Here is a 24,156-nt window from a genome sequence, read left to right on the forward strand (position 1 = left end):
ACAAGCCTGTGACGGTACATTTCATTGGCGCAGGGCCGGGTGCCCCTGATCTGATCACATTGCGCGGGCGTGACCTGATCGCGGCCTGTCCTGTGTGTCTATTTGCCGGGTCTTTGGTGCCCGAAGCCTTGCTTTCGCATTGCCCCGAAGGGGCGCAGGTGGTCAACACGGCGCGTATGTCGCTGGATGAGATTATCGAGGTGATCGCGCAGGCGGACGCGGCGGGTCATGATGTGGCGCGGCTGCATTCTGGTGATCTGTCGGTCTGGTCCGCGATGGGCGAACAACTGCGCCGATTGCGCGCACTCGGTATCGCGTATGACGTCACGCCCGGCGTGCCGTCTTTTGCCGCAGCGGCGGCGGAACTTGGTGCTGAACTGACCCTTCCCGGTGTCGTTCAATCCGTGATCCTGACCCGCACGTCGGGGCGTGCCACGGCAATGCCTGATGGCGAAACGCTTGAGAACTTTGCCAAGACGGGGGCGACGCTGGCAATCCATCTGAGCGTTCATGTTTTGGACAAGGTCGTGAAGGAACTGACCCCATTTTATGGCACCGATTGTCCGGTTGCCGTGGTCTGGCGCGCAAGTTGGCCGGATCAGCGCATCGTCAAGGCAACGCTTGCCACCTTGCAGACCGCGATCGGTGCCGAAATGGAGCGTACGGCGCTGATCCTTGTCGGCCACGCGCTGGGGTCCGAAGATTTTGGTGAAAGCCGTCTTTATGCGGGTGATTATGATCGGCGGTTCCGGCCTGTTGGCACAGACCCGCGCTTTCCGGAGACAGGCGAATGATCCCCCCCGGCATTCTGATATCCGCACCCTCATCAGGCACAGGCAAGACCACACTGATGCTGGGTCTTTTGGCTGCACTCAAGGCACAAGGCGTCAATGTGCAGCCCTTCAAGAGCGGCCCGGATTACATTGATCCGGCGTTTCATACCGCCGCGTCAGGGCGCGCATCTTTCAACCTTGATAGCTGGTCGATGGACCGTACGCGTATCGACGGTTTAACAGGAAACGCGGCGGGCGCAGATTTGATCCTTGCCGAAGGGTCGATGGGGCTGTTTGACGGTGTGGCGGTGCCGGGCGCGTGCGGAAATGGCGCAAGTGCTGATGTTGCGGCCCTGATGGGGTGGCCGGTGGTTCTGGTTCTGGATGTGTCCGGCGCGGCGCAATCGGTGGCGGCGACGGCGCTGGGTTTCAAATTGATGCGCCCGGATGTGACATTGGCGGGTGTGGTCCTGAACCGCGTCGCATCACCGCGCCATGATACCTTGGTGCGGGTCGGGATGGCGCAGGTCGGCGTGACGGTGCTGGGGTCCTTGCCCCGCCGGACAGCGATTGAAATGCCGGAACGCCATCTGGGATTGGTGCAGGCCGGAGAACAGGAAAACCTGCCCCAGCTTTTGGCAGAGGCCGCAGCGTTTGTGGCAGAACATGTGGACATCGCAGCCATTCGTGCAGCGGCCGCCGGGACGATGACCGATGCACCCCCGCCAGCAAAGATACCGCCGCCCGGGGGCCGTATCGCGCTGGCACAGGACAATGCCTTTGCCTTTGTCTATCCGCATCTGTTGGCCGGCTGGCGCGCTGCGGGGGCTGAAATTCTGCCATTCTCACCGCTGGCCGATGAGGCGCCGGATGCCAGCGCTGATGTGTGCTGGTTGCCCGGCGGGTATCCTGAATTGCATGCAGGGAAACTGGCGGCAGCGGCGCAGTTCCGCACCGGACTGCAAAGCTTTGCCCAGACCAAACCGGTGCACGGCGAATGCGGGGGCTACATGGCGATGGGTGCCGGGATCATCGACAAGGAAGGCGTGCGTCACAAAATGGCGGGCCTCTTGGGATTGGAGACGTCATTTGCCAAACGCAAGATGCACCTTGGCTATCGTAAAGCGGACCTGAACGCAGCGATCCCCGGCCATGATGCACGGGCGCGGCTGCGCGGGCATGAATTTCACTATGCCACCATTGTGACCGAACCTGATGCGCCCTTGGCGCACATCACCGACAGCAACGATCTGGACGTTCCGGAAACCGGATCGGTGCGGACCTTTGAAGGTGGCGGACGCGCGACGGGCACGTTTTTTCATATGATCGCTGAGGCACCATGAACGGCTTTGTCTCTTTCGTCTCATCAGGACCGGGTGATCCAGACCTGCTAACGGTCAAGGCGGTGGACCGGCTGCAAAAGGCCGAAGTGGTTCTGTTTGATGATCTGAGCGCAGGACCGATCCTGGAACACGCCAAGCCTGACGCTGATCTGATTGGTGTGGGCAAACGGGCAGGGCGCGCGTCGCCGAAACAAGATCACGTCAGTCGGGTTTTGGTTGAATATGCTCAAGCTGGATTGCGGGTGGTGCGCCTGAAATCCGGTGATTGCGGTATGTTTGGACGACTCGAAGAAGAGATCATCGCGTTGCGGACGGCGGGCATTCCATTTGAGATTATTCCCGGTGTGACCTCGGCCTCTGCTGCGGCGGCAACGGCGGGTATTCCGTTGACCCGCCGCCTGACCGCCCGGCGGGTGCAGTTTATTACTGGCGCAGATGTCACCGGTGATTTGCCAGCCGATGTGAACATGGCCGCTTTGGCTGATCCTCTGGCGACCACCGTTGTCTATATGGGCAAACGGACTTTTGCAGGACTGGTCGCGCGTTTGATGGAACATGGGCTGCCGGGCGATACACCTGCGATGCTGGCCGAAGCGGTATCCACCCCCGCCGAAAAGGTTCAACGATTTACGATTGCGACCCTTGCCCTCCATCTGGAAAAAGCGACAAGCACCACACCTGCGCTGATCTTTTACGGCCCATTGGCGGAGTTTGATGGGTGAAGGTTTTTGTCTGCAAGAGCTGTTCTGTCGAAGGTGATTTTGTCGACGAGGTGCGCGTCGGATTGCAGGAGTTGGATGTTGTCAGTGTCGACTGCATGTCAGGCTGTGAGCGTGCACAGACGATTGCGTTCCGCAGTCCCGGCAAGGTTGCGTATCTGTTCGGTGACATCACTGTGGCGGACATGGACGACTTGCGAAATTTTGTGCGGCTTTATCTGGCGTCCAAAGATGGGACATTCCCGGATGCACGCGTGCTTGGCAATCTGCGCTCCAAAGCCATCGCGCGGATACCGGGATGAGCGTTTTGCATCTGACGCTGATCGGGATCGGGACGGGCAATCCCGAGCATCTGACCCTGCAGGCGATCCGCGCGATCAACCGACAGGATTTGATCCTGATCCCGCGCAAAGGCGAGGGAAAGGCCGATCTTGCCGAACTGCGCCGCGCGATATGTGATGAGGTTCTAAACAACAAAGCCACACAGATTGTGGAATTTGATTTGCCTGTGCGGGATGAAGCGACAGCGGATTATCGGCAACGGGTTGATGATTGGCACGACGCCATTGCGCTGGCATGGCAAGAAGCGATGGCAGGTCATCCGGGGGCCGCGAAAATCGCACTGCTGGTCTGGGGGGATCCATCCCTTTATGACAGCACCTTGCGGATTGCCGCGCGGCTGGACCCCGCGCCGACGCTTGAGGTGATCCCCGGCATCACATCATTGCACGCGCTGACCGCGGCACATGCGATCCCCGTGAATGACATTGGCGCGCCATTTGTCGTGACCACAGGGCGGCGGTTGCGCGATGAAGGGTGGCCCGCAGGAATCGACACTGTTGTTGTCATGCTGGACGGCGATTGTGCATTTCAGACACTGGCAGCTGACGGGGTGCACATCTGGTGGGGTGGGTATGTTGGGATGAAGGAACAAATCATTTGCGAGGGGCCGCTGGTCGAGGTGCGGGATCAGATCACCAAAATGCGCGCTGAGGCGCGGGGCCGGCACGGTTGGATCATGGACATATATATCCTGCGCAGAATGTCCTGAGGGCCGCCGATATGCGGTGCACAATTGCTTTGGCGTTAGGTATCCGGGTCGACTTTTCCGCGCATTGCCTTGACCTCACCACGCACCTTCTTGGCCTTCAATCGGCGTTTCTTAGACCCCAAAGTGGGCCGGGTCGCGATGCGTCGCTTGGGCGGTGTCAGTGCCTTTTTGATCAGTTCGGCCAGACGATCGCGCGCAATCTCGCGATTGCGCGCCTGTGATCGGGTTTCGTCGCACTGAATGACCAGTGCACCTTCAAGCGTCCAGCGCCGTCCGGCCAGCCGTCGCAATCGCGTTTTGACCGGCCCTGTAAGCGAAGGAGACGTTGCTGCCTCAAACCTCAGCTCGACAGCAGATGAGACCTTGTTCACATTCTGACCCCCCGGCCCCGACGCCCTCATGAAGCTTTCGGTCAATTCCCAGTCTTGCAGGGCAACGGTATCGGTGATGCGTAACATGAGTTCAATATCGCATGGGCATTGGCCAAGTTGAAGGGCGAGAAACGAAATGGGCCGCTCCAGCTAAGGAGCGGCCCAATCGAATGGTTTAAGGAGGTGGGATCGGTTAGATCAACTGATCCACCTGGGTTGTTATCGCTGCCAAGGGCTGCCCTAGCAGGTTACCTCCCAAGCTGTTCCGACACCTCGCTCCAGTACCTTTCTTGACACTAGATCACCTCCTTTACATTTGTTGAACTCACCTGAATCGTTGCACAGGTATTTCAAAACGCAAAGCACTTTTTTCGCTTACATCCCGAAAGTGTGACATTGCCGCACAGGAGGTTCCCTTTGTAATTGCGACAACAATCACGCCGTCGGCATGAGCTTGCTGGTGATCATGCGGAACGGGATCAGTGCGACCAAGGCAATGCTGAGTTTCACGGCCCAATCTGCAAGCGCAAGCGAAACCCAGAGCGGGGCAGCCGGACCAAAGCCGAGCAGTGGCAATATTTCAGCCGCCCAGGAAACGTCTGTGGCAGGGTGCACGAAAGATAGCGCACCGGAAAAGGCGATCCCAAAAAACAATGCCGTATCAACTGTGCTGCCGATCAAAGTGCTGATCAGGGGCGCACGCCACCATGCTCCGCCGCGCAGAGCGGCAAAGATTGAGACATCGAGAAGCTGTGCAGCAAGGAACGCCACTCCAGAACCAATTGCGATGCGCAAGGTGACCAGTGGGCCAAATTCGCCCATGATCTGGGTGCCGATCAATGAACAGATTAAGCCAACCACAAACCCGACAAGGACAACACGGCGTGCGGCCGATGCGCCATAAACGCGGTTCATCACGTCTGTGACCAGAAATGCGAAGGGGTAAGTGAAAGCACCCCAGGTCAACCATTGACCATAGAGAAATTGAACGAGGATGTTTGAGGCCACAACAATGGTGGCCATGGCAAGAATGCCGGGAAGATAAGTGCGTGTCATATGTAAACCGTTTTTTGCAAGGGTGCGGCGACTTGGCCAGCGGGGATCGCTGACAGGGGCGCTTTACGGTTTCCTGACGATGCGCGCAAGCTATTCTTCCAGAGTGAATTCCACGATCTGTGTCTGCTGAATGGGTAGAAAATTGTCGTCAGAAACCAGCGTTACGAATGTTTGACCTGACATATCCCGCCAAACGCTGATGGCTTCAAAATTGTCAAACTGGCCGGGGCCGGTTGTGAGCAGGGTTTCCTCGCGCAATTCAGGCGCAGCAAGATCGAACCTGCGAATGCGACTGCGAAAGCCCAAAGGCGTCACAGCCCGTTCGAGAAGGAAGAACAGCCCATCATCACTGAAATCCGCGCCCACTGGCAGGAAGGGTCCGCGACGCGGGATGTGATAGGCCACATGCCATTCCTTGCCGACACTTGTGAAAACGGGAAATGGGGTATCAATCATGCCTGACAATTCGGGCAGTGTGTAAAGTGTCCCATCGGAGTGAACGGCGAGCGCCTCAAGGCCAGAATTGTCCTGCAGGTCGAAAAACTCTGTTGTGGTCAAGGCGCCGAGGATGCGCGCAGAGTCGAGATCCACCTGTTCCACCCGATGATCTTGTTCAAAGGATACATATGCGTGACCATGCGCGTCTATGGCCAGCCCTTCGGCATCCAATTCAAAATTTTCTGACGAGACCCTGACGGTAGGCGTCAATATGACATGCCTACGCAACTTGATCGCTGTCAGGATGCCCTTCTCGCGCACCATCGTCGCAGTGACGAGACTACCCTTATCGGTGATCAGCGTTATCTCGGTGCCGTTTGCCGTCACCTCGGCCCCGGAGAAACCGCCAAACCACGGATCGGTCTGTGACCAGAGCAATTTGGACACCTGTCGAAGTGATGGTTCGGCCTGTGCGGCCAGTGCGACACAGGTGAATACAACGAAAAAGGCTGTTCTGATGACGTAGATCAGTTGTCCAGCACAGACTTACATTGGGCCGGCAGGTCGGCCAGCACCAGTTCACGCTGGGGCTTTGGTTTTGGCGCGTTTGGATTTGGTGGCGGCGGGTTCAGAATGTTGCGCTGCCATTCGCGCGCATCAGCGCAGCCATCCCCGGCGGGGGGTGGTGTCTGATTGGTGCAGCCACGCGCGCCAGCCGGACAGGCAAGGCGCACGTGGAAATGATAGTGATGCCCGTACCATGGCCTGATTTTGCGCAGATAGGCACGGTTGCCTTTTTCATCATTGCACATCTGCACCTTGGCACCGGGGAATACGAAAATACGCTCGACACGCGGGTCTTCGGCGGCGGCTTTGATGATCTCGTGGTGCGCGCGGGTCCAGCTGCTGTTCACATATGCACCGCTGGCGCGGCGCATTGAAATCGATGAAATGCTTTCGCGCTGTGCGCGCGAAAGGCTCAGTGTTTTCGGGGGCAGCATCCAGATATCTGCATCCAGACCAATCTGGTGGCTGCGATGGCCTGTCAACATCGGACCGCCACGCGCCTGGCTCATATCGCCCACATAAATACCAGCCCAGCCGGGCTGCTGTGCGGCTTTGGCGCTGAGTTTCTTGACCATATCAATCAGGTCGGGATGTCCCCAGTTTCGGTTGCGCGACAATCGCATGGCCTGCCATGTCGGGCCTGTTTCGGCCAGTTGTTCTGCCCCTGCAAGGCACCCCTTGGCATAGCTGCCATAGGGCGCGGATGACTGGGGCGAGGCAAAACTTTTTGCCCCAAAAAGCTTCTTCGCCTGCACATTGCTGAGTGCGCCACCGGACGAGCCGATGGTGGGCAGGACCGCTGATCTGCCGCCGATGTCATTGCTGGATTTGTCGCCGCCACACGAACCCATTGTCAGGACCAAGGCCGCACAGGTCAAAAGGCGTGTCAGGATCATTTTTCAAAATCTCCGTTCGGTTTGACCCATGCTAACAGTATTAGGCCGATAATGAACAGACCCACAACGGGTGTAATGCCAAGGCGCTGGCTGCCTGTGATGTCACTTGTGATCGCAATCAGCGCAGGTGCAATGAATGAAGTTGCCTTGCCCGACAATGCATAGAGGCCAAAGGATTCGGTCATGCGGTCCGGGTTGCCCTGACGTGTCATCATGTTGCGCGATGACGCCTGCAATGCGCCACCTGCGGCACCAATCAGTGCACCGGCCAGATAGAACATGATATCGGGCAAGGCTGAGCCATCCGCAACGGTCATGCCCAACACGGATGTCGGCGTCAGCGAGATGATCAGGCAGGCCGTGAAGATCAGGATGATACAGCAAAACACGATTACCGGCATAGGCCCGACGCGGCGGTCAACCCGGCCACCGATCACACAAAAAATAGCACCTGAGATGGCGGCGAGGATGCCAAAAATGCCAATTTCCTGAATTGACCATTCCAGGACACCTGACGCATAGAGCCCGCCAAATGTATACATGCCATTGAGCGCGTCGCGGTAAAACATCGACGATCCCAGATAGGCCAATAATGAAGGATGTCGCGGCAGATTGCGCAGTGTCTGCACCAGATCGGTCAACCCTTTGCCCAGCCGATACCGCGCCGCCGCCGGTTTGGGAGTGTCGCGTGTATAAAGGAAGAAAGGGACCATGAAGACCGCGAACCAGATCGCAGTCAGAGGCCCGACCACGCGGGTATCGGCCCTGGTCGCCGGGTCCAGACCAAAGAGCGGTGACAGTCCGGCCATCGTTTTGCCGCTGGACCCGCTTTGGAACAAGGTAATCATGATGATCAATGCAAGCACCCCACCGGCATATCCAAAGGCCCAGCCGTCCCCTGAAATGCGCCCGCGTTCTGCAGGGTCCGGGGATAACTCCGGCAGATAGGCATTGGTAAAGATCGTCGCGAACTCCATTCCGATAAGGCCAATGCCGAAAAAGAACAGCGCCCAAAGCACCGAGAAATCCTGTGGGGCGGTCCACCAAAGCGCGCCGGATCCAACGACATAAAGCAGCGAGAACAGCGAGACCCAAGGCAACCTTTTGCCGGACGAATCCGCAACCGCACCCAGGATCGGCGCGAGGATTGCGATGGCAATGCCAGCGATCGCCAGACCATACCCCCAATAGGCCTGCGCCTGCGCCTTGGCGGCAGACAGATCCATGCCGCCCTCGACCAGAGAAGCAGTTGCCGTCTGGGCAAAGTAGGGGCCAAAAATGAAGGTAAGCATAAGGGTGTTGTAAGGCTGGCTCGCCCAATCAAAGAAATACCAGCCCCAGATGCGTTTGCGCGCGTTGATCTGTGTCATAGCTACCTCGTTCTTCGTTGGCTGAAGGTAGAACAGGGCAGCGGCGTGTGCGCAAGATACCGTTTCGTGCTCAGGCGTCCTGCATGGGCGGCCAAGGACGGTGCGTTTCAGCAGCGCACCATTTTGCCACCCAATCCGGCATGTCCGGCGACGTGGTCGGTTGCCCCATTGCGGTCAACACGGTGTGCGGCGCGACAATACCATTTTTGTCGGTCACCGCAGACCGATAAAGGACATGGCTCGCGCATTCACTGTTCCGCTTCCACATGGATTGTTCAAGATAGATAAATTTGTCATCCCAGCACAGTGCCCGGCTGCGCATTTCAAAACGTTCAAACCCGCGAATGCGGCGGCGGAAACGGGTTGACGTACCAGCCATGGTCAGCCCCCACCCTTCACGCTTTAATACACTGATCATACCGGCGCGCTGGGCCATTGCCGTGCGCCCCAGATCATAGAGCGACAGTGCGCGGCCATTGTTCAATTCAAGCCAGACATCCAGATCATGCGGCCAGCAGATGTGATGACTGACGTGGGTTTCAGTCAGCGTTTCAAATGGCGGTTGGCGGCTGGCCAGAAAGAGATCTTTGAACAGACGGACGAATGGGAACATTTTAGCGCCTCCTTTGGCCGTAGTCAGGTGCACCTGAACGCGTGCGCGTCAAGCATGAACCTCGCGGCACTCTTGCGGTTTTGTGCGCCGACGCTTAACTGACAGGCACCACTTTGAAAGGGTTTGCCATGTCATCGCTGTTTGAAATTTTGATGCTGCTGCTGAACATCGTTTGGTTCGTCATCATCGCGCATGTGATCATGTCATGGCTCATCAATTTTCAGGTCCTGAATTTGCGTCAGCCTTTGGTCGCGCAAATCTGGTACGGGCTGAACCGGTTGCTGGAACCCCTTTATAGCCGTGTACGGTCGGTCATCCCTGCGATGGGAGGGCTCGACCTTGCCCCCTTGGTTGTCTTGATCGGTGTGGCCATTTTGCGGATCATCCTGACCAACAACGCGGCGGCATTTTATTAAACCCAGATTGGTCTGGTGTATTTTTGGGCCAATGAGGCGCAAGTACTTGTTCACCAATTGTTAGTGTGGGAGTCTGCAAAAAAAGAGCAGACAAACATATGGGTTCCCACATGACGGCCACACTTTCCGGCGCTGATACGCTGATCCGTGATGTATTCGGCTTTGACTCGTTCAGGCCCGGACAGCAGGAAATCGTCGAGGCGGTGACAGCCGGCGAAAACGTTCTGGCGATCATGCCGACGGGTGGCGGAAAATCTCTTTGCTTTCAATTGCCTGCGCTGATGCGCGAGGGGGTCACAGTGGTGATTTCCCCGCTCATTGCACTGATGCGGGATCAGGTGCGGTTCTTGCAAGAAGCGGGTGTGTCGGCCGGTGCCTTGACCTCTGGGAACACACCTGAAGAAACCGACGCCGTCTGGGAGGCGCTGGAAGCAGGTACCCTCAAGCTGCTTTATATGGCACCCGAGCGGCTGGCGGCGGGGTCGGCTATGGGCATGCTGCGGCGCGTGAACGTGCGGCTGATCGCCGTCGATGAAGCGCATTGCGTCAGCCAATGGGGTCATGATTTCAGGCCAGATTACCTTCGCATTGGGGAATTGCGACGCAGTTTAAATGTGCCGCTTGCTGCGTTCACGGCAACGGCGGATGCAGAAACCCAAGTCGAGATTGTGCAAAAGCTGTTTGATGGGGTTGCGCCACGCGCCTTTCTGCGTGGGTTTGACCGCCCCAACATCCATTTGGCTTTTGCGGCGAAAAACAAACCGCGCGACCAGATTTTGAATTTTGCGTCCGCGCGCAAAGGCCAATCGGGAATTGTTTATTGCGGAACGCGGGCCAAAACCGAAGGCCTGGCCAAAGCACTGCGCGACGAGGGTCATGTAGCGCTGCATTATCATGGCGGTATGGAAGCCGAAGATCGCCGCATCGCTGAACGGCGGTTTCAACAAGAAGACGGTCTGATCGTGGTCGCCACCGTGGCCTTTGGCATGGGCATCGACAAACCTGATATCCGCTGGGTTGCGCATGCTGATTTGCCGAAATCAATCGAATCCTATTATCAGGAAATTGGCCGGGCTGGCCGCGATGGTGCGCCAGCCGAGACATTGACCCTGTTTGGAGCAGACGACATTCGCCTGCGCCGCAGTCAGATTGACGAAGGATTGGCCCCGCCCGAACGGCGCAGCGCGGATCATGCGCGGTTGAATGCCTTGCTGGGTCTGGCAGAGGCGTTGGAATGCAGGCGCAAGACATTGCTGGGGTACTTCGATGAAGCGGAAATCACCTGCGGACATTGCGATCTGTGCGATGCACCTGCCGATGTCTTTGATGGCACAACAGCGGTGCGCAAGGCACTTTCTGCGATCTTACGGACCGAGGAATGGTTTGGTGCGGGGCATCTTATCGATATTCTGTTGGGGGTTGAGACCGACAAGGTGACACAGCGCGGCCATACCAGCCTCCCGACATTTGGTGTGGGTACCGAATATGATCGCCGCCAATGGCAGGCGGTTTTTCGGCAGATGATGGGGCATGATTTGATCCGGCCTGATCCGGAACGGCACGGCGCATTGCGCATGACCGATGCGGCGCTCCCGATCCTGCGGGATGAGGCCAAGATCAGCCTGCGCCGGGATTCGATCAAGGCAGCATCGGCTACCCGCCGACCCGCGGTCAAAGAGATGGTAAGCGACGAGGACGCGCCGTTGTTGTCAGCTCTCAAGGCCAAACGCCGCGGTCTGGCAGAGGCGGCCAAGGTCCCGGCATATATTATTTTCAACGACCGCACGTTGATTGAGATGGCCGAAACCCGGCCCCGCGATCTGGATGCAATTGCGCGGATCGGTGGCGTTGGTGCGAAAAAACTTGAGACTTACGGCAAGGCGTTTCTTGAGGTCATCAACGGAGAGGTGCAGCAAATGCATCCGACAAGGCGCAAATTGGCGGGCCGTGATGCGGGCATGGTCTATGACCAGTTGTTGCAGGTTCAGGCAGATCTGGCGCGCGGTTCTGCGGGTGCGGATAAGCCGATGTCCTGCTCTGCCTCGGTGCTCGCCAAGGTGGCGCAACTGCGCAATGCCGACGATAGCGCGCTGAAAAGGCTGCTTGGCGACAGACATGCCGAACGATTTGGGCCGGCTTTTCTGGACGTTCTACGGGACGCGGGCTAGATCAGGCACATCTGTACAAAGGGGACTATGATGTTGGTTGTTATTTCGCCCGCCAAGCGGCTGGATTGGGACACACGCGACGTTGCAACGACCGAGCCTGCCTTTCAGGATGATGCGGTGCGACTGGCCAAGACGGCACGCAACCTGACCTTGGGTAAACTCAAGGGACTGATGGATTTGTCAGATGATCTGGCGCGGCTCAACCGGGACCGGTTTGCAGCCTTTGAAGATGAACCGGTCAGCGATGTCACAAGGCCGGCAGCACTGGCTTTTGCCGGCGACACCTATCAGGGTCTGGAGGCTGGCAGCCTTGACGCGGATGAGATGGCCTGGGCACAGGATCACCTGCGCATTCTGTCCGGGCTTTATGGCGTGCTGCGTCCACTGGACGCGATCCAGCCCTACCGATTGGAGATGGGCAGCCGCCTGAAAACGCGGCGGGGTAGCAACCTTTATGACTATTGGCGTGACACGCTGTCCAAAGCGCTGAATACGCAGGCAGCCGCGGTGGGCAGCGATGTTTTGATGAACTGTGCAAGCCAGGAATATTTTGGGGCAGTCGCGCCAAAAGCACTAAAACTCAGGGTCATCACGCCCCAGTTCATGGAAGACAAGGGCGATGGAAAAGGGCCAAAGATCGTGAGCTTTTTCGCGAAAAAGGCACGTGGTGCCATGGCCCGCTTTATCGTACAACATCGGCTGACAGATCCGGACGCCATTCATGGCTTCGAAGCGGGCGGGTATGTCTGGCAGAAAGCAACATCAACACCGGATCGCCCGGTGTTTGTCCGTCCCTATCCCGCAGCCTGAACAGGGTCGGCAGATAGGGGTGGGATGATACCTGCGCTGACTGCCGCCTCAATGCGGGCAATGATGTCTGGCTTGCGCAGTGGTTTTGTCAAATAATGATCCAGCCCAGCGGCCAGAATGCCCGCGTCATCACCGTCCATCGCATGTGCCGTCATCGCCACGATTGGCACATGCGCACCTGTGTCTGCCTCAAGCGCGCGGATGGCTCTGGTGGCCTCTTTTCCGTCCATCGTGGGCATTGAAATATCCATGAAGATGATATCGGGGGTAAGGGTTTGGAACAATTCAACAGCCTCCTCACCATTGCCCGCAAAGGTCAGATCGACCTCCAGATCCTTGATCATTTTTCGAAACACCAATTGGTTCGTTTTGTTGTCCTCGGCAGCGAGGATGCGCATCTTTCTCAACGACACTTGGGTAACTGGGGTGGGTGGCATGACCACCGCCTCCAGCTGCATCAAAAGCTCCTGACGGGGCAGAGGTTTTTGCAACACGCCCTGAAGATGAACCCGTGCGGGATCATTTTCCAAATGGCCGGGATTTGAGCTGAGCAGTAAGATCGGAACGGTGTTGCCGGTGCCGCGCACTGCCTTGGCCAATTCGACGCCATTCATCTCAGGCATGTTGTGATCGGTCAGGACAAGATCAATATTCTCATCCAACCGGGCCAATGCTTCTTGTCCACTGGCGCAGCTGATGACACCAAGGCCCAGTTGTTCCAGCTGCCGCTGCAATATGGTGCGGTTGATCGCGATGTCATCCACAATCATGATGCGGCGCAGTCCCGCTGGCAGACTATGATGATCGGGATGCAAATGAGAGGCGGCTGCCATATCCAGTTTAAAGCCAAAGCATGATCCGACGCCCTCTTCTGAGGTGACCCAGATGGTGCCACCCATCATTTCGATGAGGTGCTGCGAGATGGCAAGGCCAAGTCCGGTGCCGTCAAACTGGCGGTTTCGTTCATTTTCGACCTGATTGAACTCACCGAATATGTGGTTGACCATATTTTCGGGAATGCCAATGCCGGTATCCTCAATGGTGATGTGCAGTGCCACATTGTTTGTCGCCGCATCGGGCACCCCTGTGACTCTGACCAACACGTGCCCGCTGATGGTGAATTTGACGGCATTGCCAACCAGATTGTTCAAGACCTGCCGAACGCGCCCGGGGTCGCCCAGCAACTTGGTCGGCAAGAACATGTCATAGTCCAGCAGCAAGTTCAGGCCCTTGCTGCGCGCAGATGTTTGCAACAGCATCAGGACCTCCTGGATGGCCCGTTCAAGGTCAAAGGGTTCTGGATGCAGATCAAGTTTCTTGGCCTCAATTTTCGAATAATCCAGCACGTCGTTGATGATCACCAACAACGCCTCGCCGGAATTCTTGATCGTATCGACATAAAGCCGCTGCTCGTCGGTCAGTTCTGTGTCGTTCAGGACATCCGCCATGCCAACGACACCGTTCATCGGTGTCCTGATCTCATGACTCATGTTAGCAAGGAAAGCCGATTTGGCGCGGTTGGCGCTTTCTGCGATGGCGCGGGCTTCTTTCAATTGCTCCTCATAAATAGCGGTCGCCGTGATATCGAGGCCAAGCGATACCATGTCGCCCCCCGGTCCGCGCTGATCGATCAATTTGATATGAGTGCCATTCCAAAGCTGTATGACGATGGGTTCGGGTTGCAGGTTGTGCAGGCGTTCCGTCATCATTTGGCGCCAGCCGTTCGGGTCCAGATGGCCGGTGTTGACGATACCTTCGTCGGTGAGAGCCTGAAGGATCGTCACATAATTGACCCCCGGCTTGACCACCTCAAGACCATCAAAGATCGCCAAATAGGATCGGTTGGCCATTATCATTTCGTTGTCGGCGTTAAAGAACGCGAAGCCGTCGGTTATGGTCTCAATCGAATACCATAACCTGCGTTCGACGATCTCGATCTTTTGGTTTGCTGCGGTGAGGTCGGATTTGACCCGTTGATTTTCGCCCCTAATGTTCTCAACTTCGGCACGGGTTTCGACAATTTCCTCTGTGAGTTGCTGAGCATGTTGACCCAACTTTCGGTTTGCTGCGAACAGTTCGGCTTGTTTGAGCTCCAGCAGGCGCTCTGCCGCAAGGCGGCTGCGCCGCTCTTCGGTCAGTTTGTTGGCAAGGCTCATCCGCCACTCCGATGTGGTCCTCAAGACGTCATGCGCAGACTGCTGTAACAGGGTGAACATATGCTTAAGTCCTGCAGCAACACTTGCTCGATGGGGGGGCGCGTGGCACGATGACAAGACCCCGATTGGAGAGTGTCATGACTTTTTTCCGCACGTTGCGTCTGATTTTTCTGATCCCGATTTTTTTCGCGACGCAAGTCTGGGCTCAGGCTGCTGTGCCGGATCATCGGTATGTTTATACGCAGGATGTGGATTTCTTTGGGGCCGACCTGACCAATCTGTTTGATACGACGCAATCGGCCTGCGAACGTGCGTGTTCCGCGCAGGCAGATTGCGTCGCCTTTACCTTCAACAAACGCTCCAACGCATGTTTTCCAAAGTCAGCCATTACAGACAAACAATCCTACAACGGGGCGATGTCGGCCGGCAAAGTTCCAACGGACCCCGACGTGATAAACAATGCTGCTGCACGAGCGGCTGATCTGGGGTTTCTGACAACTGACGATCTAGAAAACGCGCGGACGCTGGTTGGCAACAACGCGCGGCGCTTGCCCGTCGGCGACGCCGTTCTGGACGACCTGATCGCTGCGATGGTGGCGTCAAGCCAATCGGGTGCCACACGGTCGGCATTGGTATGGGCGGGCAAAGCGGTTGCCGCCTCAGACCGTGCTGACCTCTGGGCGCGATATGCGCGGTTGTCGCTGCGCGAGGCAAACCGGGAGGGCAATTCCGAGCGTCGCCGCGCACGCCTTGATGCGTTGTCAGCGGCGGTGAACGCTTACCTGCGGGCAACCGATGCCGGGGTCCGCGTGGATGCGCTGGATGTGATGGCGCAGGCATTGGAAGCGAACCGGCGGGGGCGCGACATGATCCCGGCATTGCGACTGGCCCTTTCCCTGACCCCACGCGACGATTTGAATGCAGCGCTGGACGAGGCCATTGGCAAATACGGTTTCCGCATTGTGGAACATCGGGTCGATAACGACGCAGCAGCGCCGCGCATTTGCGCCGAATTTTCGGAAAAGCTGGTGCAGGCCGGAGTCGATTACGAACCTTTTGTGCGGATTGAAGGCAAAGGCCTGGTCGTGCAGGCGGACGAAAGTCAGCTTTGTATTGATGGTGTCGAACATGGCGTGCGCTATGATGTCACGTTTCGTCAGGGACTGCCCGCTGGAAGCGCAGAAACGCTGCACAAGGATGTGCGGTTGGTCCTTTATGTAAAAGACCGTAGTCCAGTGGTGCGGTTCCCCGGTCGGGCCTATGTGTTGCCACGCAGCGCGCAGGCGGCATTGCCTGTTGAGACGATAAACGTCGATACACTGGATCTGAAATTGCGGCGTGTCAGTGACCGCAATCTGGTGCGCGCGATCAGAGAAAGCTATTTCGGAAAACCCCTGAGCAAATATGAGGATGATCAGTTCTCCAGCGACCTTGCACAGGAAATCTGGAGCGGGACAGGCGATGTTCAAAATACACTGAACGCAGACATGACCACGCGCTTGCCGATGGGCGATGTGCTGGCGGGTCAGACGGCGGGCATTTATGCGTTAAGCGCTTCGGTGCCGGGGCAAGATCCGTATGATTACCCGGCAGCGACGCAATGGTTTGTGCTGTCTGATCTGGGATTGTCGACTTGGGAAGGCGTGGATGGCATGCAGGTTTCTGTGCGCCGATTGTCAGACACCGCACCGCTTGCTGGGGTAAAACTGACCCTGATTTCGCGCGCAAATGCGATTCTGGGTGAGATGACATCAGATGCTGATGGTTTTGCAGCATTTCCGGCGGGCCTGACCCGCGGGACGGGTGCCGCCGGTCCCGCGTTGTTGATGGCTGATGATGGTGGGCAGGATATCGCGTTCCTGCCGCTGACCGATCCGTCCTTTGATCTGTCTGACCGTGGCGTAGAAGGCCATCCGCCCAGCCCGCCGATCGATACGTTTCTGACCACCGATCGTGGTGCATACCGCGTTGGCGATACCGTTTACGCCACGGTCCTGACCCGGGATGCGCAGGCCAGGGCGCTGACAGATTTGCCAGTGACCGCAATTCTCAAACGCCCTGATGGCGTCGAATATAGCCGCACTCTTAGCCAGAATCCTGTCGCTGGCGGGCATGTTTTTGCTATGCCATTGGGGCCGGACGTGCCGCGCGGTGCCTGGCGTCTTGATATCCTATCAGACGTGGAGGGGCCGGCGCTGGCAAGCCAAACCGTGCTGGTTGAGGATTTTCTGCCGGAACGGATTGATTTTGATATCAGCCTGCCGGATGCACCTTTGCGGATCAATGGCACGCCCCCTCTGTCTGTCGATGTTCGGTACCTGTTTGGTGCGCCGGGGGCGGATTTGGCCGTGCAGGGCGATCTGCGCCTGCGTGCAACACGTGAAATTGCGGGCTGGGATGGGTACCTGTTCGGCCGCTACGATACCCGATTTGGCACGCAAACGCAGTCCATCGGCGACGCCGTAACTGATGGTCAGGGCAGGGCGACGCTGGCCCTGAAACTGCCGGAACTGAACGAAGATCCCGGAATGCCGCTTGAGGCTCAGGTGATATTGCGTGTCTCCGAAGGGTCAGGTCGACCAGTTGAACGCCGGCTGACCAAACCAATTGAGCCTGAAACGGCGTTGATCGGGATCAAACCGAACTTCGACGATGTCCTGCCCGAGGGCAGCGAGGCCTCGTTTAATGTGATCGCGCTCAACTCTGACGGAACATCTGCACAAATGCCGGTGCGCTGGACATTGAACAAGGTCGAGACGCGCTATCAGTGGTACCAGCTTTACGGCAATTGGGAGTGGGAGCCGACGACACGTCGCATCCATCAGGGAATGGGTGAGATAACATTGGGTGAAACGCCTTCGACCCTGACTGCCCCGACGGAATGGGGCGAATATGAACTGTTGATAGAACGCATCGGTACGCCCTACGCGGCAACATCGGTTCAATTCTATTCTGGCTGGTACGGTGGCGACGGGGCAAGGGATACGCCCGATCGTCTGGACCTGTCGTTAAATGACACAGAATTCGGCATGGGCGACACCGTTCAGCTCCGGCTGGTTCCTGAAAATGACGGCGTGGCCCTGATCAGCGTGTTGTCGAACCAGGTGATTGAGCGCAGGGCGGTAGCCGTGTCTGCGGGGGAAAACCTGATCCCGCTGGAGGTGACCGAGGATTGGGGTAGCGGGGCCTATGTCACAGCATCGGTCCTGAGCGCTATGGATGAGGCAACAGGCCAAAACCCTGCGCGCAGTCTGGGACTGGCACACGCCGCTGTGCGACCGGGTGCCAAGGAACTGTCGGTCCGCTTTGAAACACCGCAGGAGGTTGATGGGCAGGCGGGCACGATGCGTGCTGCGGTGCTGGTCGATGGGGTGAAACCCGGCGAAACGGCTTATGTCACCCTTGCCGCAGTTGATGTGGGAATTTTGAACCTCACAGGGTTCAACGCGCCTGATGCGACCGATCATTATTTTGGTCAAAGAAGGTTGGGCGTGGAAATTCGCGATCTCTATGGTCGGCTCATTGACGGAATGAACGGCGCGATGGGCGCTGTGCGGTCGGGCGGTGATGCGGCAGCCAGTGCGCAATTGCAATCGCCCCCGCCAACCGAAGAGTTGATGGCGTTCTTTACCGGTCCTTTGCAGGTCGGCCCCGATGGCCGCGCCGAGGTCGAGATCATCCGCCCAGCATTTAACGGGACCATCAAACTGATGGCGGTTGCCTGGTCTAAAAGCGCTGTCGGCGATGCTTCTGCCGACGTTGTTGCGCGCGATCCGGTTGTCGTTACCGCGTCGCTTCCACGGTTTCTCGCCCCCGGCGATCAAAGCCGTTTGCTGCTGGAATTGGTTCACGCAACAGGTGCATCTGGTGAGATGGCTTTGCAGGCCATTGCAGATGCTGGTGTGGCCCTTGGCGATGCGCCAACAATCGTAAGCCTCCTTGATCAAGGGTCGCAGCGTCTGAGTGTTCCAATCACGGCGCGCGAAATTGGCGATCATCTGATCACCATTTCGCTGACCACACCGGATGGCAAAGAAATGCGCAAGGTGTTGACCATGCCCGTGCGTGACAATGATCCAGAAGTATCTGTGACCCGGCAGTTTGCGCTGGGCGCTGGTGAGACCTTCACTTTCGATGGTAATGTTTTTGCGGGATTGCGGTTAGGCACGGGCAGCGCCACGCTCACCGCTGGCCCCTTGGCGCGGTTCGATGTGCCGGGATTGCTACGCCAGTTGGACCGTTACCCTTACGGCTGCACTGAGCAGGTGACATCGGGCGCGATGCCGCTCTTGTATCTCAGTGCGATGGCTCAGGCCGCAGGCATTGGGGAGCCTGCGCAGATCGACGACAAGATCGGCAAAGCCATTGCCCGCATTTTGACACGGCAGGCCAGCAATGGTGCTTTCGGTCTGTGGCGGGCCCAATCGGGCGAGTTCTGGCTTGACGCTTATGTCACCGATTTCCTGTCCCGCGCCCGCCGTGAGGGGCATGTCGTGCCGGACCTGGCCTTTGCACAGGCGATGGACAACCTGCGCAACCGGATCAGCTATGCGCCCGATTTTGACGAGGGGGGCGAAGACGTTGCCTACGCCCTTCTTGTGCTCGCTCGCGAGGGAGCCGCCAGCATGGGAGATTTGCGTTATTACGCGGATACCAAAATGAACGATTTCGGGACGCCTTTGGCCGCCGCCCAGCTGGGTGCGGCGCTTGCTGCTTATGGCGATCAGGTTCGCGCCGATCTAATGTTCCGCCGCGCCGGGGCGCTGTTGCTGCGCGACAGGGATCGGCGGCGCGGCTGGCGGTCAGATTTCGGGACCAACCTGCGCGATACTGCCGGTGTTCTCAAACTAACCGCAGAGGCAGGCAGCACTGCCATTGATGCCGCAACGCTGGTTTCCTGGGTTGGCAATGACAACAGACATTTGTCGACACAGGAAGCGGCGCAGGTCGTTCTTGCCGCACATGCGCTTGCATCACCGGATGCAGTGCCGGGTCTCAGGGTGGACGGTCAATCGGTGAATGGCCCTGTGGTAAAACGCCTGAATGACGCCGACCCGACCCCAGCGGTGATCGAAAACATCAGCGATAAAGCGATGGATGTCACAATGACCGCTTATGGGGTGCCAGAGGTACAGCCAGCGGCGGGCGGATATGGGTATGCGATCACGCGCAGCTATTACACGATGGATGGTGTGCCAGCGCAGGGCCCGATGAAATCAGGGGATCGGATGGTGGTTGTTCTGGAAGTGAATCCCTTCGAGGATACGGGCGCGCGGTTGATCCTGGATGATCCACTTCCGGCAGGTTTTGAAATCGACAACCCCAACCTGCTGCGCAGCGCTGAGGTCGGTGCGCTTGACTGGTTGCAAACCAAGGAGGCCGAAAACGCCGAATTCCGTAGTGATCGGTTTGTCGCAGCGGTCAATCACCGTGACGCCGATGCCTTTCGACTGGCTTACATTGTACGGGCCGTGACACCGGGGACCTATCATCATCCCGCAGCCACGGTGACAGATATGTACCGGCCAGAATACCGCGCCAATACTGACGCGGGCGAGGTGACGGTTACCCCATGACCCGGCGGCTTGGCCTCTTTGTACTTGTCGCGGTACTTGGCATCGCGGCGGGCGTCAGGGACGGGTTCGACGCCTGGGTGGATGCAACGGATCTGCCGCCTGTCCTCGTTGAAACGTCGGTTGAGGTGCGCGACCGGGATGGTGTGTTGATGCGGGTCTTTCCGGTTGAAGATGGGCGGGTCCGACTGGCCCTCAGTCTGGAGAATGTCGACAAAGATTATCTCGCAATGCTGATCGCCTATGAGGACAAGCGGTTTTATCGCCATCATGGTGTGGACCCGCTCGCGGTGCTGAGGGCCACCGCACAAGCGGTTTGGAATGGGCAGGTTGTTTCTGGCGGCTCGACGCTGACGATGCAGGTTGCGCGCCTTTTGGAAAACTCCGGCACTGGACGGTGGCAGGGCAAACTGCGCCAAGTGCAGGTCGCGCTGGCGCTGGAAAGGCGGCTCAGCAAGGATGAAATCTTGGGACTGTATCTGGCTCATGCGCCGTATGGCGGTGCTGTCGAAGGGTTGCGCGCGGGGTCTTTGGCGTGGTTTGGCAAAGAACCTGCACGGCTGACCATGGCAGAGGCGGCTCTTTTGGTGGCGCTGCCGCAGTCACCCGAAAAACGCCGCCCCGATCGCCACCCTGACGCGGCCATGGCTGCTCGCGCGCGGGTCCTGGACCGTGTGGATGCACCCGAACAAATGCAATTGGCAGCAGTGCCACAAGCGATGAAACCCTTTGTCAGACTGGCCCCGCATCTGGCGGACCAGATGCAGCGTGCGGACCCGTTGGCCGGGCAACACGAGCTGACCTTGAATGCCCGTTTGCAGGCAGAAATCGAAAACCTTGCCCGGCGCGCTGTTCAGGGTCAGGCTCGGGGCGTCTCGGCAGCCATTGTCATTGCGGATCATCAGACAGGCGAAGTGCTCGCCTCGACAGGGTCGCCCGATTATTCGGCCCAAGGTGGCGCGCTTGGCTTTGTCGACATGACCCGCGCTGTGCGCTCTCCGGGGTCTACGTTGAAGCCCTTCATCTATGGGTTGGCCTTTGATCAGGGGCTGGCCCACCCCGATACACTGATCGACGACAGTCCGGTCGCCTTTAGGCGCTATGCGCCGCAGAATTTCGACGGGCAGTTTCGCGGAGAACTCACGGTACGGGAAGCTTTGCAACTGTCGCTTAATATCCCACCCGTTCTGCTGACCCAAGAGCTTGGCCCCGCCCGGCTGATGGCCAGTTTGCGCGCAGGTGGCGCTGATCCGCAGGTGCCGGGTGGCAAGCCCGGTCTGGCGGTGGCGCTGGGTGGTGTCGGCCTGACCCTGAACGATCTCGTGCAGCTTTATGCGGGGCTTGCCAATGGCGGCAAAACGCGGCCGTTGGTTTGGCGGCTGGGCAGTGAAAACGCATCTGAGCAACGGTTGATGTCACGGTCCGCCGCATGGCAGGTCGGTCACATCCTTGCCAGCATCACGCCACCTGCGGGCACCACCGCGCGCAGCGGCCAGATCGCTTATAAGACCGGGACGTCCTATGGCCATCGGGATGCCTGGGCGATTGGGTTTGATGGCCGCCACGTGGTTGGTGTATGGCTGGGCCGCCCCGATGGTACCCCGGTGCCGGGTGCCTTTGGAGGTGATCTGGCCGCGCCAATTCTATTTGAGGCCTTTGGCCGGCTCAAGCCAACGCCCACGCCACTGCCAGCGCCGCCGCCCGAAACCCTGATCCTCAGCACGGCGGCTTTGCCCGTTCCGTTGCGACGCTTTCGCAGTCGCGACGCGGCGTTTCAAAAGGCCACAGATGCACCTTTGGTCAGTTTCCCCCCTCAAGGGGCTGTGCTGCGGCAAAGCGGTGACAGTATTCCGCTTAAGCTACGCGATGGCGTTCTGCCGATGACGGTACTCGTGAATGGTGCGCCCGTTTTGACCGGTGTCCGTGAACGCAGTGTCATGCTGCCAATCAGCGGGCCGGGTTTCTCACAGATATCAGTGATTGATGCCAGAGGCCGCGGCGCGCAGGTTGAAATCCGTCTGGACTGACGTTGCAGCCCCTGGCACGGGTGAGGGGCTTTGAGCCCGACACAAACGCTGAACGGGGTTCTGGTTTTGGCCGCCTCTACCGCGTCGAATGGGTACATCATCGCCAACCAATGGGTGGAGACGCTGACCTTTATGCAGATGTTTTGACGTGGGAGATGCTTTTGTGCCTGAACGTGCTGACAATCCGGGCCTATGCGCTGATCGGCTAAGTCCCGCAAACCTCTAATGTGCATGATTGCTGCAGGGTCCGCTCTGCGCTAAGACGTCAGGCAATGAAACGTATGATTTATTCTGTTGTTGCTTTGATGATGGCGACCCCTTTGGCGGCACATCCGCATGTGTTTGTCGACACGGGGCTGGAGATGATATTTGATGATACCGGCCATCTGACCCATGTGCAGGTTACATGGCAATATGACGCCCTTTACTCCTTGTTGATCACTGAGGATATGGGGCTTGATCCTGATTACGACGGTGTTTTGACTACAGCCGAACAGGCGGCACTGACAGGTTTCGATATGAAATGGGTCGAAGGTTTCAACGGTGATCTTGAGGTGTTGAATGGGGCCGAGGTTCTTGCCTTGTCAGGTCCGTCAACGACCACTGCGGTGTTCGCAGAGGGCCGGATTACAACCACGCATGTACGCGAATTTCTGTCGCCTGTGGCTGTCGTGGAGCAGGTGGTGATCAAACCTTACGATCCAACGTATTATACCGCCTATGATGTGACTTTGCCTGTCGTGATCAAGGGGTCTGATACATGCCGTGCGCGCGTGAAGATGCCGGATATAAATGCTGATCTTACCGAAATACGTGACCAGCTCAGCGCGCTTGATCCCGACGCTGAACCCCAGGATGCGGGGCTGCCGAATATTGGGGCGGAACTGGCCAATGATGTGATCTTGACATGCGCCGGATCATAACTTTGGCGGCTTTGGTTGTGGTGTTGGGCCTTGCATTGATGTGGCTCAACGGAGGGATTGCGGACCTTGGCCTATGGGCCGCAAGCCAGCAACGCGCGTTTCAAAACTCCATCGCGATATCATTGCGTGGCGCACGTGCCGGTGACGCAGGTGCAGTATTGGCACTGGTGACCGCTTGTTTTGCCTATGGTCTGGCGCATGCTGCGGGTCCGGGCCACGGCAAGGTTCTGATTGGGGCCTACGGGTTTGCGCGCAGGGTGCCGATGTTCCGATTGTCCCTCGTTGCTCTGGCGGCATCTCTTGGTCAGGCGGTGACAGCAATTGTTTTGGTCTATGCGGGCGTGTTGGTCCTAAACCTAAGTCGTCAGGCCATGGTTGGCATGACAGAGCAGATTTTTGCGCCCGTAAGCTATGGCGCTATTGCTGCAATTGGATTGTGGTTGGTCTGGCGCGGACTGCGGCGGTTGCGCCGGGCCAGCGCGCCGCAGGTTCATAGCCACTCAGAGCATGGCGAGGTTTGCGCAAGTTGCGGTCACGCCCATGCTCCCACGTTGCAGCAGGTGGAAAACGTGACCTCACTGCGCGAAGGTCTGGCGCTGATTGCAGGTATCGCCATTCGGCCCTGCACCGGTGCGCTGTTTGTGTTGATCATTACCTGGCAAATGGGCATCGCGCTGCTTGGCGTACTTGGTGCTTTTGCAATGGCGATTGGCACGGCGGTGATCACGATCTCTGTCGGTCTTGCGACAACTGGCCTGCGCGGTGGTATTCTTGCTGGTGTCGCCGGGTCCACGCGGGGTGCGCAGATTGCTGCTGTCGTGGAAATGGTCGCAGGGTGTTTTGTCGCTTTCCTTGCCGCGGGGCTGCTGTTTCGCGCGATCTAGGC

Annotated in this window: 19 protein-coding genes; 12 read left to right on the plus strand and 7 right to left on the minus strand. The window is 58.1% G+C overall.

Translation table 11 applies throughout. From position 1 onward, the window contains the following. Nucleotides 1-8 precede the first annotated feature (8 nt). The 5 genes from cobM to cobF are packed head-to-tail and all read left to right on the plus strand — an operon-like array spanning nt 9 to nt 3,886. Nucleotides 9-794: a precorrin-4 C(11)-methyltransferase gene (cobM, locus tag ACEWL3_RS01640; protein WP_386177293.1), complete on the plus strand. Its 786-nt coding sequence runs from the start codon at nt 9-11 to the stop codon at nt 792-794. After that, nucleotides 791-2,116 (plus strand): cobyrinic acid a,c-diamide synthase CobB, encoded by a 1,326-nt coding sequence (locus tag ACEWL3_RS01645; RefSeq protein WP_386177294.1) that lies wholly within the window; start codon nt 791-793, stop codon nt 2,114-2,116. Before cobM ends, ACEWL3_RS01645 begins: the two co-directional genes overlap by 4 nt. Further along, nucleotides 2,113-2,838 (plus strand): uroporphyrinogen-III C-methyltransferase, encoded by a 726-nt coding sequence (cobA, locus tag ACEWL3_RS01650; RefSeq protein WP_386177295.1) that lies wholly within the window; start codon nt 2,113-2,115, stop codon nt 2,836-2,838. The genes ACEWL3_RS01645 and cobA overlap by 4 nt, the downstream gene beginning before the upstream one ends. Further along, nucleotides 2,835-3,137: a DUF1636 family protein gene (locus tag ACEWL3_RS01655; RefSeq protein WP_386177296.1), complete on the plus strand. Its 303-nt coding sequence runs from the start codon at nt 2,835-2,837 to the stop codon at nt 3,135-3,137. Before cobA ends, ACEWL3_RS01655 begins: the two co-directional genes overlap by 4 nt. Further along, the gene (cobF, locus tag ACEWL3_RS01660; protein WP_386177297.1) at nt 3,134-3,886 is read left to right on the plus strand and encodes a precorrin-6A synthase (deacetylating); all 753 of its coding nucleotides are present in this window, start codon (nt 3,134-3,136) and stop codon (nt 3,884-3,886) included. Before ACEWL3_RS01655 ends, cobF begins: the two co-directional genes overlap by 4 nt. Nucleotides 3,887-3,921: 35 nt before the next feature. Here cobF and arfB read toward each other — a convergent pair whose 3' ends face one another. The 6 genes from arfB to ACEWL3_RS01690 all read right to left on the minus strand — a co-directional run bounded on the left by arfB (nt 3,922) and on the right by ACEWL3_RS01690 (nt 9,197). Then, complete coding sequence (gene arfB / locus ACEWL3_RS01665; RefSeq protein WP_386177298.1) at nt 3,922-4,344, minus strand: alternative ribosome rescue aminoacyl-tRNA hydrolase ArfB; 423 nt, start codon at nt 4,342-4,344, stop codon at nt 3,922-3,924. Between the two features lie 348 nt (nt 4,345-4,692). Then, nucleotides 4,693-5,313 carry a queuosine precursor transporter gene (locus tag ACEWL3_RS01670; RefSeq protein ID WP_386177299.1) on the minus strand — a complete coding sequence of 207 codons (621 nt, stop codon included), beginning with the start codon at nt 5,311-5,313 and terminating at the stop codon, nt 4,693-4,695. Between the two features lie 90 nt (nt 5,314-5,403). Beyond that, the gene (locus tag ACEWL3_RS01675) at nt 5,404-6,198 is read right to left on the minus strand and encodes an esterase-like activity of phytase family protein (RefSeq protein ID WP_435000483.1); all 795 of its coding nucleotides are present in this window, start codon (nt 6,196-6,198) and stop codon (nt 5,404-5,406) included. Between the two features lie 80 nt (nt 6,199-6,278). After that, on the minus strand, nt 6,279-7,214 hold the full coding sequence (mepA, locus tag ACEWL3_RS01680) for a penicillin-insensitive murein endopeptidase (RefSeq protein WP_386177301.1): 936 nt from the start codon (nt 7,212-7,214) through the stop codon (nt 6,279-6,281). Continuing rightward, complete coding sequence (locus tag ACEWL3_RS01685) at nt 7,211-8,584, minus strand: MFS transporter (RefSeq protein ID WP_386177302.1); 1,374 nt, start codon at nt 8,582-8,584, stop codon at nt 7,211-7,213. Before ACEWL3_RS01685 ends, mepA begins: the two co-directional genes overlap by 4 nt. Nucleotides 8,585-8,654: 70 nt before the next feature. After that, nucleotides 8,655-9,197: an acyl-CoA thioesterase gene (locus tag ACEWL3_RS01690; RefSeq protein ID WP_386177303.1), complete on the minus strand. Its 543-nt coding sequence runs from the start codon at nt 9,195-9,197 to the stop codon at nt 8,655-8,657. A 128-nt stretch (nt 9,198-9,325) separates the two neighbouring features. On the opposite strand from ACEWL3_RS01690, the gene ACEWL3_RS01695 reads away from it, so the two are divergent. The 3 genes from ACEWL3_RS01695 (at nt 9,326) to yaaA (ending at nt 12,591) form a co-directional block, all read left to right on the plus strand. After that, nucleotides 9,326-9,613 carry a YggT family protein gene (locus tag ACEWL3_RS01695; RefSeq protein WP_114876914.1) on the plus strand — a complete coding sequence of 96 codons (288 nt, stop codon included), beginning with the start codon at nt 9,326-9,328 and terminating at the stop codon, nt 9,611-9,613. 110 nt (nt 9,614-9,723) lie between these two features. Next, a complete protein-coding gene (recQ, locus tag ACEWL3_RS01700; RefSeq protein WP_386177304.1) occupies nt 9,724-11,781 on the plus strand; it encodes a DNA helicase RecQ in 2,058 nt (685 codons plus the stop codon). 30 nt (nt 11,782-11,811) lie between these two features. Then, nucleotides 11,812-12,591, plus strand: a complete 780-nt coding sequence (yaaA, locus tag ACEWL3_RS01705) for a peroxide stress protein YaaA (protein ID WP_386177894.1) — start codon at nt 11,812-11,814, stop codon at nt 12,589-12,591. On the opposite strand, the gene ACEWL3_RS01710 is transcribed toward yaaA, so the two are convergent. Next, nucleotides 12,576-14,747, minus strand: coding sequence for a response regulator (locus tag ACEWL3_RS01710; RefSeq protein ID WP_386177896.1), 2,172 nt, complete (start codon nt 14,745-14,747; stop codon nt 12,576-12,578). The two genes, yaaA and ACEWL3_RS01710, sit on opposite strands and share 16 nt — an antisense overlap. A gap of 137 nt (nt 14,748-14,884) precedes the next feature. Between ACEWL3_RS01710 and ACEWL3_RS01715 the strand changes: the two genes are divergently transcribed. From ACEWL3_RS01715 to ACEWL3_RS01730, 4 genes are all read left to right on the plus strand, one after another. Beyond that, on the plus strand, nt 14,885-20,323 hold the full coding sequence (locus ACEWL3_RS01715) for an alpha-2-macroglobulin family protein (protein WP_386177305.1): 5,439 nt from the start codon (nt 14,885-14,887) through the stop codon (nt 20,321-20,323). Beyond that, nucleotides 20,320-22,347 (plus strand): penicillin-binding protein 1C, encoded by a 2,028-nt coding sequence (gene pbpC / locus ACEWL3_RS01720; RefSeq protein WP_386177306.1) that lies wholly within the window; start codon nt 20,320-20,322, stop codon nt 22,345-22,347. The genes ACEWL3_RS01715 and pbpC overlap by 4 nt, the downstream gene beginning before the upstream one ends. A 272-nt stretch (nt 22,348-22,619) precedes the next feature. Beyond that, the gene (locus tag ACEWL3_RS01725; protein ID WP_386177307.1) at nt 22,620-23,270 is read left to right on the plus strand and encodes a DUF1007 family protein; all 651 of its coding nucleotides are present in this window, start codon (nt 22,620-22,622) and stop codon (nt 23,268-23,270) included. Beyond that, entirely contained in the window at nt 23,255-24,154 is a 900-nt protein-coding gene (locus tag ACEWL3_RS01730; protein WP_386177308.1) for a nickel/cobalt transporter, read from the plus strand. Before ACEWL3_RS01725 ends, ACEWL3_RS01730 begins: the two co-directional genes overlap by 16 nt. The last annotated feature ends 2 nt before the right edge of the window (nt 24,155-24,156 follow it).

Origin of the sequence: Sulfitobacter sediminivivens, assembly GCF_042611115.2 — a bacterium.
Taxonomy (GTDB): domain Bacteria; phylum Pseudomonadota; class Alphaproteobacteria; order Rhodobacterales; family Rhodobacteraceae; genus Sulfitobacter; species Sulfitobacter sediminivivens.